This is a genomic window from Bacillus swezeyi, assembly GCF_001969815.1.
In the GTDB taxonomy this organism is placed as follows: domain Bacteria; phylum Bacillota; class Bacilli; order Bacillales; family Bacillaceae; genus Bacillus; species Bacillus swezeyi.
Map to the genome: position 1 here is coordinate 51155 of NZ_MRBK01000007.1, position 16207 is coordinate 67361.

Annotated in this window: 1 protein-coding gene; it reads right to left on the reverse strand. The window is 46.3% G+C overall.

Annotated features, from left to right (window positions below):
• Positions 1-72 precede the first annotated feature (72 nt).
• On the reverse strand, positions 73-16173 hold the full coding sequence (locus BTA30_RS09275) for a non-ribosomal peptide synthetase (RefSeq protein WP_076760978.1): 16101 nt from the start codon (positions 16171-16173) through the stop codon (positions 73-75).
• Positions 16174-16207 lie beyond the last annotated feature (34 nt).

The window sequence follows — 16207 nt, forward strand, 5'->3', positions numbered from 1 at the left end:
TTCTGCTTCGAATGCGGCTGGCGGCTGTCCCCAGATGAAAATCATGCCGGGGACAGGCTTAATCAACCGTTTTTAGAAATCCAATTCGATTGCGCTTGTGAAGTGTTTACTTTTGTTTACTTTTTCGCTTAATTGGATATCTTTTAAAGGAATCGATGGGTTTTGTATCATCGCCGACAGGATCATGACGTAATCCTTGGCCAACATAGCGATGGTTTTCTTTTTAAATAGCTTTGTGCAGTAGTCAAAGCTGCCTTGAATCTCGTGTTGGTTTATCACGAAGGTCAACTGCAGATCAAATTTGGCCACCGTATGCGTTTGTTCATAAGGCCTGACGGCGAGAGAATCCACTTCAATATCCGTTTGTTCCGTATTTTGCAGCACGAACATCGTATCGAACAACGGATTGCGGCTTAAATCTCGTTTCACTCCCAGCTTCTCAACTAATTCTTCAAAAGGATACTCTTGGTTTTCATAAGCTTTTAGCATCGTTTCTTTGGTTTCTGTTACATAATCCATAAAGGTCTTTTCTCCAACTGGAGCGGTACGAATGGCTAATGTATTCACAAACATCCCGATGATATGTTGTAAATCTTCATGCATCCTTCCCGCAATGGGCGTACCGACGACGATATCTTCTAGACCGCTATATTTGGCCAGCAGTATGGTATAGGCTGCGAACAAGATCATATAAGTGGTCGATCCGGTCAATTCTTCCATCTGTTTTATACTTTGGATCACAGGCTCATCGAGTACGAAGTTGTATCGCTTCCCATCAAAGCTTCGAACGGGCGGTCTGGCAAAATCTTTCGGCAACTCAAATGGCGGAAGCTCCTCATGAAATACATCCAACCAATAGTCTTCCTGCCTCTTGATTCGTTCCCTCTGCCCCGCCTGCTGCTGCCATGCAGCGAAGTCTTTGTATTGAATCCGGAGCGGGGCTAATTCTTTGCCGTCATACAGTTGAATCAGTTCTTCGACAAAAATATTCATGGAAGCGCCGTCCGTAATGATATGGTGCATGTCATACATGAAAACATGCTTGTCTTGTTCCAATTCAATGAGTCCGACTCGAAGCAATGGGGCCTGGCTGAGATCGAACCTTCGGACGAAGGCACGGAACAGCTCCTCTACCTCCTCAGCCGCTGCCTTGTACCTTTCTATAGAGAACTCTACCTGGGGCTTGATCACCTGCATCGGTTCTCCGCGGATCATGTCAAATCCGGTGCGCAGCGATTCGTGACGTTGAATCAGTCTATGGAACGCGGCTTGTAAACGATCCATGTCGATCCTTCCCTCCAACGTCAAAATTCCCGGCATGTTGTAACTTAGTTCTCCGCCTTCAATTTGTGTAGACAGGTAAACCATCTTTTGTACGGAAGATACAGGATAAACATCTTTGACTTCTGCAACAGGGATATCATCAGGTCCGCAGGTTTCCGCGCCTGCAATGACCTTCGCCATTTCTTCAATCGTCTGTGCTTGAAAAACTTCTCTTAACGAAATACTTTTGTTTAATTGCTTATGGATTTTGGCGACGAGCGTCATCCCCCGCAACGAATGTCCGCCCAGATCGAAAAAGTTGTCTTTCACGCCTACTTGTTCTAACTTCAATACTTCTTTCCAGATGTGAACTAACTGTTCTTCCAGTCTCGTCCGGGGAGCAACGTATTCGATCCCGGTTTGCAAGCCTGTTTCGGGTAGAGGCAATGCGCCGCGATTCACTTTTCCATTGGCGGTTAACGGCATTTGCTCCAGTTGCATCATGTATGAGGGAATCATGTAGCCTGGTATTTGATTAGCAAGCTTTTCTCTCAGTTGACTGATCGGCAGGGCTTGCTCCGCTACAAAATAGGCATACAAATCGCTTTGCCCCTCTGCATGATTTTTGGCCAGAACAACCGCTTCACGCACATACTCGATGTTGAGAAGAGCGGCTTCAACCTCGCCAAGTTCGATCCGGTAACCGCGAATTTTGACTTGATCGTCCATTCTTCCAACATATTCAATGTTTCCGTCAGGAAGGTAACGGGCAAGGTCGCCTGTTTTATACATCCGTTGATTCGCATCATAGGGATGCGGAACAAATTTTTCGAGCGTCAAGGATTCCCGGTTGTGATAGCCTCTGGCTAAGCTGATACCCGCAATACAAAGCTCGCCGACGATACCGATAGGCTGAAGCGTCCCTGCTTCATTCAGAATGAAAATTTCCGTATTCGAAATCGGTTTACCGATCGGCGGAAGCTCCTGATGGATTTCCGGATCAACGGTACACACGGTAACGACATGCGTTTCCGACGGACCGTAATGATTATGCAGTGTGCATTGGTGACGCACCAGCATGTCGCGCAGTATATTCGTCATGATAAGCTGCTCTCCCGCCGCGATAATATGATCTACGCATTCGGCAAATGGTTCGAAATATTGTTTCTCTGATGCAAGGAGTTTGAGGAACGCGGTAGGAAGAAATGCCGTTTGAATCCTGTTTGTCTTGACAAAATCGTTGAGCTCACGAATTTCCCGTTTTGTCTCATTGTCAATGATATAGAGTGTCCCGCCGCTTAAGATCGTGGAGAAAATCTCTTGATAGCAAGCATCGAAACTCATCACGGCAAATTGCAGCACTCTGTCAAAACGCAGCTGCGTATGTTCCCATTCAAAATCGAGCAGATTCAACATGGTTTTATGTTCTAATTGAACCCCTTTAGGCTTTCCTGTTGTACCTGATGTGTAAATGACGTACAATAAGTGATTTTCCGCATAGGAAAGGTTAAGGTTGCTTGCCTCACCCTGATATACCAACGGGTCGTCAAGCAGAACCACTGCACCTTCAAAAGAAGGCGGAACGGTATGACCGGTACAAGTCACAAGTACATCGGCGCCGCTGTCTTTCACTAAAAAAGCACGTCGTTCATCAGGAAGCTCAGGATCTATGGGAAGAAACGCCCCGCCGGCCTTTAATATCGCTAGTATCCCGATCACCATATTTTCCGAGCGTTCCGTGAGAACAGCAACCGCCTGATCGGCGCCTACGCCTTGATTCCGAAGTACGCGCGCCAGTTGGTTGGAGCGTTCATTCAACTGGCGATAGGTCCAGGTTTGATTTTCAAACATAACGGCGACATGGTCAGGGGTATGTTCAGCCTGCTGTTCGAATCGCTGGTGAATCGTTGATGGGATCCGTTTATCGTTTACTGCTGTATCGTTAAAGAGTTCCCAAATGTCACTTTTCTCTTGCGGTGTCATCATGTCCAAAGAAGCGAGCTTTGCCTCAGGATGTTCGATGATCGCATCGATCAGTTGCACAAAATGCCGCATCATGCGCTCGATCGTTTCCGGCTTGAACAGTGTTGTCAAGTATTCCATTGTGCAGTGAATGCACGTATCTTCTTCCACAGCCGTTAAGGTTAAGTCGAATTTAGCCATCGTATGTTCGCTAGGATAAGGGCTAAAAGTCAAGTTGTTCATCACCAATTGTTCTTGCTCGGTGTTCTGCAGCACAAACATGGTGTCAAACAACGGATTGCGGCTTAAATCTCTGGCGATGTCCAATTGGTCGACCAGCGCTTCAAACGGATAATCTTGATGCTCGTAAGCTTTTAATGCATTCTCCTTCACTTCGGCCAAATACTGAGAGAACGTCTTCTCTTTGGCAGGGTAATTACGCATCGCCAGCGTGTTGACGAACATACCGATGATGGAATCCAAATCTGCATGCTGTCTTCCCGCTATAGGACTGCCCACAATAATGTCTTCCTGGCCGCTGTATTTGGACAGCAATAAGGTATAGGACGCAAGAAGCACCATATATAAAGTGGATTCGGTTTTGGATGCCAGGTGCTTTAATCCAGCACTTCTTTGCTCATCAATCGCAAAATGTAGCGTGGCTCCCGTAAAATCCCGTGTGGAAGGCCGTATATAATCGGTTGGCAGATGAAGGATGGGAATATCACCGCCGTACAGATCCAACCAATAGGCTTCTTGCTTTTGTACTTGCTTTAATCGCGCTTCTCCGGTTTGCCACACTGCGTAGTCTTTGTACTGGATTCGCAGAGGCGGTAATGCCTCTCCTTCATATATCCGCACAAATTCTTTGATCAGTATGCTCATCGATGTTCCGTCAGAGATAATATGGTGCATATCAAATAACAGTATTCCGCGATTAGGTTGAAGCTCAATCAGCCCGACACGAAGCAGCGGAGGCTCATCCAGTTGGAATGGACGAACAAATTGACGGATATAAAGGTCCGCTTCATCTTCCCTGGCCTGATACAACTCTACTGCAAATTCAACGTGATCCAAGACATACTGAACAGGTTCTCCGTCCACCATTTTAAAGCCGGTACGCAAAGATTCATGGCGCTGTATTAGTTCGGCAAAGGACTGCTGTAACTTATCCCGATCCAGCTCCCCTTCGACAGACATGAGGCCCAGCATGTTGTAACTAAGCTCTCCGCCTTCCAAATGGTTGAGAATGTACAATCTTTTTTGTGCAGACGATACCGGATAATAGGGCCTCTTTTCGATCGCTGGAATAGAAGCATACCCGGTTTGCTCCATCATCGTGATCGCCTGCGCGAGCTGTTCAATGGTTGGGAACTGGAACACGTTTCGCAAAGGGATTTGAACATGCAATTGCTTTTGAATCTTTGCAACTAGTGTCGTCGCTCGCAGGGAGTGTCCCCCGACATCAAAAAAGTTATCTCGAATCCCCACCTGCTCTAATCCGAGGACATCCTGCCAAATCTTCGCCAGCTGAATTTCTGTCGACGTTCGCGGTGACACGTATTCCGTGCCTACGTATCGCTTTCCGTCCGGCGCAGGTAATAATTGACGATTCAACTTTCCGTTCGGCGTTAACGGCATCTGATCCAGTTGTACAAAATAAGCCGGCATCATATATCCGGGTAAATGTCGGACCAGACCATCCCGAAGTTCGCTAATCGGGAATGGCTCATCCGCCACATAATACCCGCACAAGTAATGCTCACCCTCTGCATCTTCAAAGGCAGTAACGACGGCTTCTTGAATCTCCGGAACGTTCAGCATTACCGATTCGATTTCACCGAGTTCAATCCTAAAACCATGAATTTTCACCTGATGATCGATTCGCCCAATAAATTCTATATTTCCATCCGGCAGAAGGCGGGCCAGATCGCCGGTTCTATACATTCGGCTTGATGGGACAAACGGATCGTCAACGAATTTTTCATTCGTCAATTCCGGCAAGTTCAAGTATCCGCGCCCTACGCCGTCCCCGGCAATGTACAACTCGCCCTGAACGCCCACTGGCTGTAATCGTTGCAGCGAATCGAGAATGTACATGCGATTGTTGCCTAGCGGCTTGCCTATAGGGGCATGAATTTGACTGCGAGTCCAATCATCGGCAGAAACGTCGATGTTGAACAGGGACGCATCTACGCAAGTCTCGGTAGGGCCATATACATTGGTAATGACAGGTGCTGCGCCATGAACGGTAAATAAGTGCATGAACTTGGTTACCGTCGTTTTGGAAAGCGCCTCTCCGCCGATTAAGAGATGACGAAGCGGTACTCCTTGTCTATCATCTGCAGCTATCAGTAGCTTTAAGTGAGCGGGCGTTCCGTCTGTTATGTCAATACGGTGCTGTCGATAGTAAGCGCATAATGCTGCACCATCGGACACCTCCTCTTTGGGAACGATAAACAAGGTATGTCCTAACAACAAGGAAGCATACATTTGCTGGACCGAAGCATCGAAATAATATGGAGCGAGCATCGCCACATGCAAACCCGCCTCATAGGCAGAGTAAACCTGACGACGCAGCCCTTCGATAAGGTGAATCACTTGGCGATGTTCAATCAACGTGCCTTTGGGCGTACCCGTCGTCCCGGAAGTATAAACGGCATAGGCCAGTTGATTGGATCTGCATGGCAGCGCCAGGTTGGCATCTGTTTCATGATAGGCATGTTCCTCCAGTATATCGATACATGTCTCAGAAAAGACGATGTTATCTGGAAGTTTCCCGCGTAAAAGCAATACGTTAATGCCCGAATCTCTTACAATATAATGGATGCGTTCCGAAGGAGAATAAGGGTCTATTGGCAAATACGCCCCGCCTGCTTTTAAAATCGCCAAGATCCCTACAATCATCTCAAGAGAACGTTCAACCATAATGCCGACGAGTTGCTCCGCTTGCACTCCTTCGGCTCTCAAGGTTCGCGCAAGCTGATTGGCACGCCGGTTCAGTTCCCCATAGGTTAACTGCGCTCCCTCGAATACAACGGCTAAACGGTCCGGTGTACGGCGCGCTTGTTCCTCGAACCACTGATGAATCGTTTGTTCACGTGAGTAATGCATGTCGTTAGACTGGAAACGGTTGAGCAGGTGTTCTTTTTCTTGCAGACTCAAAAGTTCCAATTCTTCTATTTTGATGTCCGGATGCTGCAATACTTGATGCGTGAGCTGTTCAAAATGCCCGCAAACCCGCTCCACTTCTGATTGTTCATATTCGTTTTGATTAAAACCAAAATGAACGGCCAGTTGTTCGCCAGGGATGACAACCAGATTAAAATCGTAATGGGAATGTTCTTCCATATGGAAATTCTTGATGTCTAGTTCAAGAGCGCCATGATCTGCTTGCTCGACTTGTTGTCCTATCGGATAGTTTTCAAAGATCATAATATGATCAATTAAGTTATGTTTTTGTTCCGTTTGTGCCTGGATTTCGTATAAAGGATAGGTATCGTACGCTTGGGAAGTCAATGCCTTTTCTTGAACCATTTGCATCGCTTCGGTGAAAGAGCTATCCTCATCGCAACGGATTCGAACCGGAATGGTATTGATGAACAGACCGATCATCTGTTCCACACCGGGGATTTCCGCCGGTCTTCCGGACACGACACTGCCAAAGACAACATCCCCGGTCCCGCTATATTTCTGTAATAAGATTCCCCACAACGTTTGGATCAACGTGTTTAACGTGACTTGATGCTGGTTTGCGATCTGCTGTAATTGTTTTGTCTGTTCTTGATCTAATTGGCAGGTCACATTGGCATATGCATATGCTTTTGGTTCATGCTGCGGTCTTTTATGAAGAATCCGGGTTTCACCTTTGTAGCTTTCAAGATACTCGCTCCAATACCGTTTGGCCTCTTCATGATCTTGTTGATCAAGCCATTCGATATAGTTGCTATAAGGAGCTGTATATACGGGTTCTGCTTCCCTGCCTTCTTGCAAGGCGATATAATGTTCAAACACTTCATTCGTCAAAAGATGCAAGCACCAGCCATCCATGACAATATGATGGAAGCTCCAAATCAAATGATATTTGCGATCTTCCATACGGAAAATCGCTATGCGCATCAACTGATCTTGGGCCAAGTCAAATCCTTTCGCTTGATCCTTTCTTCGGTAGGATCGGATTTCGTCCTCATACCGGTTCTTATCCATGTCACGCAAATCTGCAAAATGAACTTTCGGTCTTTCCGTTTTATAGACAATTTGTAAGGGTACATTGTTCCAACCGCTATAAAAACTGGTCCGCAGCACGGCGTATTTTTCAAATAAGCGTTCCAAGCATGCTGCAAACCTGTCGATCTTTAACTCTCCCTGCAAATCAAACGATGCTTGTTCAAAATAAGAACTTGAGTCCTCATCCAGCAAGCTGTGAAACAGCATTCCCTTCTGCATCGGAGTTAGCGGATACACGTTTTCGATCTCACCTGCTTGCGGCAGTTGAATAAGGAGCTGGTCCAATTCGTTAATGGTCATGCCTTTTAACAAAATATCGCTTGGTGTCAGTTCCGATTGTTCTTTATGAACGCAATGCTCAATGATTGTCCGAAGATCGCTTTGAATAAATGCCGATAATCGATTGATCGTTTCTCTTGCGTACTGTTTATTGCTATAGCTAATCGTCAGCACCAATCGACCCTTGGCAATCATCCCGTTCATATTCAATACATACGGGCTGACTTGATTTTCGCTCGAGTCTGAACCGCAGGAGTAAGAAGATAATTGAATCGCATGATGCTGCAAATCTTGATCAAACTGCCCCAGGTAGTTAAAACTAATTTCTGGACACATTTTCGCTGGCGGTAACGGTGTTGCACCGCTTAAATACCTTGCTACTCCATACCCGATCCCTTTATCCGGAATTTGGCGCAACCCTTCTTTAGTCGTCTTGATGTAATGAGATATGTTTTTGCCCGGCTGCATGTGAAGCACGACTGGAAACAGACTTGTAAACCAGCCTACTGTGCGAGAGATATCTATATCAGGGACTACTTGTTCTCTTCCGTGTCCCTCTAAATGAAACGCAATCTGTTCAAGTCCTGACCAATGTGATATAGAAAGTCCCAAGGAGGTTAACAGCAGATCGTTTATTTCAGTGTTATAAGCGCGATTGGCTTGTTTTAATAACTGCTCCGTCTCTTCTTTGGTCCATTCCACGGTTACTGTTTCACTGTCTTTTGAGAACGTCTGTGTTTCATGAAAATCTTTAGGCAACGGTTTCACGTCAGTTTGTTCAATCTCTGTCCAATATTCCTGTTCTTCCTTTATGGTCGCACTCTGCGCGTACTCCGACAGCCTCTCGGCCCATAGCCGGAAAGAGTCTGTTTTTTGCGGCAATTGGATCACTTGCCCATTCTCGGCTTTCTTGTAGCCGCTCACGATATCTTCCAGTAAAATGCGCCATGAAACCCCGTCTACAATCAAATGATGGATGGCAATGAGCAAATGATCGCCGTCAGCACATTGAAATAAGCCGGCTTTCAGTAATGGCCCGTCACTTAAACTCATGCTGCCTTGTATCTGGTTAGCTTTGGCTTCAATCGCCGGACCCGGGTCGGCTTCCGTTTTCAGATTCATGACTTCAAGATGGTACAGTTCGCTTTGGACGATCTCTGCATTCCAAGCTTCGTATCCATTTTCCGTCGCCCGGAACGTCATGCGGAGCGCATCGTGATGCTCCCCAAGCTTTTGCAGTGTTTTGCGAAGTGATGATTCTTGAAAGCCTTGCGGCGCATGCAGCATGACCGCTTGGTTATAATAATGCGGATCTATCGTTGTTTGCTCAAAGAACCAATGCTGAATGGGAGTCAGGCTTACCTTCCCTTTGACTTCTCCTTGATCCGGTATATGGAGGTTCTGCTCGATATGCGGACTCAATTCGGCAATCGTCGGATATTGAAACAAATGTTTGATTTCCATTTTGTATCCCAGTTGATTTAATCTGGAAGACACTTGAATCGATTTAATAGAATCTCCGCCAAGATCAAAGAAATGATCCAGGATGCCAATCTTTTCAACACCTAACACCGCTTCCCAAGTGGAAACCAATCGTTCTTCCACTCTTGTTCGAGGAGGCTTGTACACTGCTCTGTCCTGCAGCCGTAAATCCGGGACCGGCAGCCCTTTCCGGTTGATTTTCCCATTGGAAGTCAAGGGCATTTTCTCCAGTTCGATGAAATAGGTCGGAACCATATAGCCAGGCAGGGCATGAGACAATTGTTCCCTGATCCTGAATACCGTTAATGGTTGGCCGCTCACGTAATACGCACACAATTGTTTAAATCCATGTACATCTTCTCTAGCTATGACGACGGCTTCTTTGATCGCTTCTACTCGATGCATTGCCGTCTCGATTTCACCTAATTCGATGCGATAGCCTCTGATTTTGACTTGTTCATCGATTCGGCCCGAGTATTCGATGTTCCCATCCGGCAGCCACTTCGCCAAATCCCCGGTCTTATACATCCTGGATCCGGCTACAAACGGGTTTTCAACGAATTTCTCCGCTGTTAATTCCGGTCGGTTCAAATATCCTCTGGCTACACCGGCTCCACTTATATACATTTCTCCGGGGACACCGATCGGCACCGGTTTCATCCCCTCATCAAGCACATAAATGCTCGTGTTTGCCGCCGCCGTACCGATCGGCACCGATTCTCGTCTGTCATTGTCGGGATCGTAACGATAAATCATGCATCCGACAACGGTTTCCGTCGGCCCGTATTCGTTGTAGATTTCAATTTGGCCTTCGAATTGCTCATGAATACTTTGGGCTAACTGGGTGCTTAGATTTTCTCCCCCCACGATCATTCTTCGAATAGCTGTTTTATTGGCGATGTTCATGGCTTTCAATACATGCAAATGAGCCGGGGTCAATTTAATGATATCTATCCTTGGATCCTGCACAATCGATGAAAGCAAAGCGGTTTTGTCGTCTCCGTCATAGACGATGATCGTATTGCCTGTGACCAATGGTGTGAAAATGGAAGTCACTGTTAAATCAAAAGAGATCGACGAGTATAACGGAAAGTTGGTTTTCTCGCCCTTCACATAGACCTCTTTCGCCCACCAAATATAGTTGGTCAAACCCCGGTGCTCGATTAATACGCCTTTGGGCTTGCCCGTAGAACCTGACGTGTAGATTACATACGCCAAATGGTTTGCATTACTGAGCGGTTCAAGGTTAGAGGCATCTTCTTGATAAGAGCTTTCCTCATCCAAAAAAACCGCGACGCCTTCATAAGTGAGCTGCTGCCGGACATCATGCTGTATTAAGACAATCCCGGCTTTGGAATCTTCCAGCATGTACTGGATGCGATCTTGCGGATATTCCGGATCTATGGGGACGTAGGCGCCTCCGGCTTTTAGAATGGCAAGTATCCCAACCACCAATTCGACACTGTTCCTGCTGATGATGGCCACGGGTTGGTCCGCTTGCACGCCCTCCGCTCTTAACGTTCGCGCCAGCTGGTTTGCCCGCTCGTTGAGCTGCCGGTATGTGAGCTGTTCGTCCTTATCTATAACGGCTGCTTGATCGGGCGTTTGCTGCGACTGCGCTTCAAACTGTTGATAAACCGTTGTCTGTGGGTATGGCGCAGCTGTATCATTAAGCGTCTGAAGAAGCTCCCATTTTTCGCCTTCCGTCAACAATTCCAATTCTTCCACCTGGATATCCGCATCTTTAACGACTTGATGCAAGATTTGTAAGAGGTGTCCGCGAATCCGCTCCACGCTTGCCTGATCATACACCTTAGCGTTATATTCAAAATGGATATTGATGACTTCACCCGGTATAACGGTTAAATTAAAATCATAGTTGGTTTGTTCTTCCATTTGTACGTTGGAGATTGCGATAGACGATTCGTTATGTTGACCTATGCTTTCCATATACTGATCGACAGGGTAATTTTCAAATATCATTAAATGCGTAATTAAATTTTGCCTTTGGGTCGTATGGGATTGAATATCGTACAACGGATACGTCTCATACATTTGCGAGGCTACGGCTCTTTCCTGTGTCTGTTTCATTTGCTCAGCAAAAGTCGTCCCATCTTCACATTGAATTCGCACAGGAATCGTGTTGATGAATAAGCCGATCATGGTTTCCACGTTGGGAATCTCGGCCGGTCTTCCGGACACGACACTTCCAAAAACAACGTCCCGGCTGCGATTGTATGTCTGCAGCAAAATTCCCCATGCCGTTTGCAACAGCGTGTTCAGTGTGACATGGTGCTTGCTGGCCGTCTGCTTCATTTTCAATGTGAGATCGGCGTCTATGGCACATGTCACTTTCTCCGGAAGGTAATGTTCAGCTTCCGCTTGGTGATTGTCCTTGGGGAGGACGGTTTGCTCTTCATAACCTTCCAAATACTGATCCCAATAACGCTTAGCCTCTTCCGCATCTTGCCGATCAAGCCATTCAATATATTGGCTATACGGAGTAATCGTCGCTCGTTCGGGCTGCTTGTGCTGAAGCAAAGCAAAGTAATGTTCGAATATTTCTTTCGTAATAAGCGGCAAGCACCAACCGTCCATCAAAATATGGTGAAAACTCCAGATAAAACGATATGTCTTTTCATCCGTACGAAAGACAAATAACCGCATTAACACGTCTTTTGCTAAGTCGAATCCCCGTACCTTATCTTCCCTGGCATATGCACAAATCCGCTCTTCTTGCAGCGTTTTATTCATCTCACGCAAATCGATGAACTCAAAACCGATCTTTTTGGTTTTAAATATGATTTGCAGCGGCTGGTCTTTTCCTTTGTAAAAATTCGTGCGGAATATATCATATCGTTGCGATAAACCATCCAAGCTTTTTGAAAATGAATCGATATCCAAATCTCCATGCAAATCAAACGTCGTTTGCTGAAAATAAGCTCCTGAACTTGGATCAAACAAGCTGTGAAACAGCATGCCTTTCTGCATCGGTGTTAACGGATATATATTTTCCACTTCGCCGAATTCACGCGTTTGCTCGAGAAGCTGTTCCAATTCTTCTATCTTGATGTCCTTTAAAAAAATGTCGCTTGGCGTCAATGACGTCTGCTGCTGACTTACGCAATGCACAATGATTTCATTTAGACTTTCTTTCAAACTTCGGGCAAATTGCTCCATGGTCGATCTTTCGTATTGTTTATTGCTGTAGCTGAGTGTCAGCGATAATTTCCCCTCTGCAATCATGCCGTTCAAATCAAGTACGGCTGTTCTCGCTTGGTTTTCATTCATCGATAACCCTGTGGAATAAGGTGATGCCTGTAAAGCATGCTGCTGCAGATCTTGGTCAAACTGGCCCAAGTAATTAAACCGAATTTCGGGATGGAGCTGCAGGCGGTCAGCTTCTGCACGGCCGGATAAATATTGGATAACACTATAATTCATTCCTTTATTGGGGATCTGGCGCAGCCCTTCTTTCACGGTCTTGATGCGCTGTGACAGCTCTTTTCCTGCTTCCATCTTCAGGATAATGGGATACTGGCTTGTAAACCATCCTACCGTGCGAGTGATATCCACATCCGGAATAACCGGTTCCCTTCCATGACCCTCCAAGTTCACGGAAACTTCTTCCATGCCTGTCCACTTGTGAACAGCCAGTCCTAACGAAGTCAGCAGCAGGTCATTGATTTCCGTGTTGTAGGCGCGGTTTGCTTGTTTTAATAATTGCTGCGTTTCTTCTTCTGTCCATTGGATCGTGATGACATCGCTGTCTTTTAATAATGATCCTTCGCAAATGTGATCCTTAGGCAATGGTTCCAGCTCCAGCCTTGAAAGCTCGGTCCAATAAGCAAGCTCCTGCTCAATATCGGTTTCCTGCGCATACTTGGCCAACTGCTCCGCCCAGAATGGAAACGAGTCTGTTTTTTGCGGAAGCCGGACCGTTTGTCCGCGCTCCGCTTGCTCATAGCCGCTGGCGATATCCTCAAGTAAGATTCGCCAGGATACCCCGTCGATAACCAAGTGATGAATCGCAATAAGCAAATGATCTCCGTCCGGACATTGGAACAAACCAAGCTTCATCAAAGGCCCTTGGCTTAATTCCATGCTGCTTTGAATCTGACTCGCTTTATTGGCAACAGATTGGGCTGGATCGGCATCCCCTTTACAATTCATCACTTCCAGATGGTACAATTCACTTTCGTCTGTTCCCGCAATTCGAGCATCATAACCGTTCGGCGTTTCTTCAAAAACCATCCGCAACGCATCGTGATGCACAGCGACGCGTTCCATCGCCTGGCGAAGCGGAGCCTCTTTAAATCCTTGCGCCGAATATAACATCACGGCCTGATTATAATGGTGTGCATGCGGCATCTTTTGTTCGAAAAACCAATGTTGAATCGGGGTCAGACTTGTCCTTCCCTGCACTTCCCCTTGATCGGCCATTCTGCTCACCGGTTCTACAAATGGACTTAGCTCAGCAATCGTGGGATATTTAAACAAATACTTCATGTCAATCTTGTATCCGGCTTGATACAACCTGGAAGAAACCTGAATTGATTTGATCGAATCTCCGCCAAAATCAAAGAAATGATCCAGAATTCCGATATGCTCAGCGCCTAATACCTCTTGCCAAATCGACGCCAGCAGTTCTTCTATAGCGTTTCGCGGAGCTATGTATTCGTTTTCCGTCCGCGTTGTTTCTTCGGTAACAGGCAAAGCCTTCAGATCAATTTTTCCATTGGGAGTAAGCGGTATGCGTTCCAAATGGTAAAAGTAAGAGGGAATCATATAATCCGGCAGTTCACGGGCCAATATGGCTCTGAACTGCCCGGCGGTCAAAGAAGGCTCTCCGACATAATAGGCATACAATTGCTTGGCTCCGTTTTCGCCCTCTCGCGCAACGACTGCCGCCTCGTGCACCGCTTCCAGGTTGGACAGGGCCGCCTCCACCTCGCCAAGCTCGATACGGTATCCGCGAATTTTCACTTGATGGTCGATTCTTCCTAAATATTCGATCCTTCCATCAGGCAGCCATCTAGCGAGATCTCCCGTTTTATACATCTTTTGGCCGGGGAGAAGCAAATGTTGGACAAACTTTTCTTCCGTTAATTCAGGTTGATTGCGGTAGCCGCGGGCCACTCCCGCTCCTCCGACATACAGCTCTCCCGGTATGCCGATCGGCTGGATTTGCTGGTGCGCTCCTAAAATATAGGCTTGGTGATTGGCCACAGGCTTGCCAATCGTAATCTGTTCATCAGCAGAATAAACAGGTTGAAACGTAGATATCACGCTATTTTCCGTCGGACCGTATTCATTGTTGAGGCGAATCTGGGGTTGCAGGGAAAACAGCCTCTCCACCGTATCGGGTTCGAGTTGTTCTCCGCCTACAACGACATGTTGAACGTGAAGAAAGTCCTCTGCGTTCATCTGTTCGATCATAGCTTGTAACAGACGGGGAGCAGTTGTGAATTGGGTAATCTTTTCCTGTTTCACAACGTTTTGAATCACGAAAAGATCTTTGTTGTCTTGATTAGGCAACAGATACAGTGTTGCCCCCGAGATCAGCGGACCGAAGACATTTAAAATAAACGCATCGAACGCATAGGGAAACAAAACAAGTACGCGGTCCTCTGCGGAATACTTGAAAAATGCTTTCTTCCACTGAAGCGAGTTCACAATCCCGTTGTGTTCCACCATAACCCCTTTCGGTTTCCCCGTTGTCCCCGAGGTATAGATGACATAGGCCAAATGGTTGTGTTCTGCAACTGGCGGTAACAATGAATGATCGGCATGGTAAGATGTTTCATCATTCAGATCGATCGTCGGGCCGTCAAAGACGAGGCTGTTTTTGAACTGCCGCTGAACAACGAGTACGGCAACATTCGCATCATTCAGCAAATATTGAAGCCGTTCTTCCGGATATTCAGGGTCCAGGGGCACATAAGCGCCCCCCGCTTTCCAAATCGCAATGATGGACACAATCATTTCCAACGAACGCTCAGCCATAATGGCGACGACTGTATCGGCTTGCACCCCGCAGTTTCGTAATGTTCTTGCCAAACGATTGGATTTCTCGTTTAATTCGCTGTACGTCAGCTGGTTGTTTTCGAACTTGACGGCTATATGGTCAGGCGTTCTTTCCGCTTGCTCTTCAAACAATTGAAATGCAGTTCTGCTTCCAGGGTAATTGACGGCGGTGTCATTAAAATCAAACAAAATTTGCTGTTTTTCCGCTTCGGGTATGATGTCTACCGTATCGATTGCAGCTTGGGGTTGGAACAAGATCACCGACAACAGGTGATCGAGATGGGACACGATTTGGTCCATATAGCGCTCATCATAAAGATTGCCGTTGTAAAAAAGCTGCAAATGAATCCCGTTGTTCTCCAAATTAAAGTGAAACAACGTATCGGTTGCGACGTCTTCCTTAAATTGCAACGAATGAATTTCATTGAACGAAACGACGGTGTGGATCAACGGAATGCGCTCATCGTCGTATTGCACATTTAAATGCTGGACGATTTTTCGAAACGGCAGGTTTTGATTTTTCAGTGAATTATTAACCGCTTCTTTTAGTTGTTCGAACACGGTTTTAAACGTACTATGGCAGCTAAGCGTATTTTTCAACGGGACAATGGTATTGACAGCCGAAGGGCTGCTTTTTTGCTTGGATTCCGTTGGAATGCCCAGAATCAGGTTCGTCCGATCCGTATATTTATACAACAAGCATTCAATGCCTGACAATAAAATCAAATAGATGGCCATTTCGGAATGATTAGCCATTGTCATCATTCTTTGAGATACTTCCGGAGATAAGGAACGACAGATGCATTTTTCCTGATAGCCGGCACGGGTGAATGACGCTTTTTCCGCTGTTTTAAAGTAAGGGAATACGCTTAGACCATCCTCTTCATCAAACAGGTTATCCCAGTACGTTTCTTGATTTTTAAACACCGACATTGGAGCACCTCATTTTGTATAGTTTAAAGAAAAT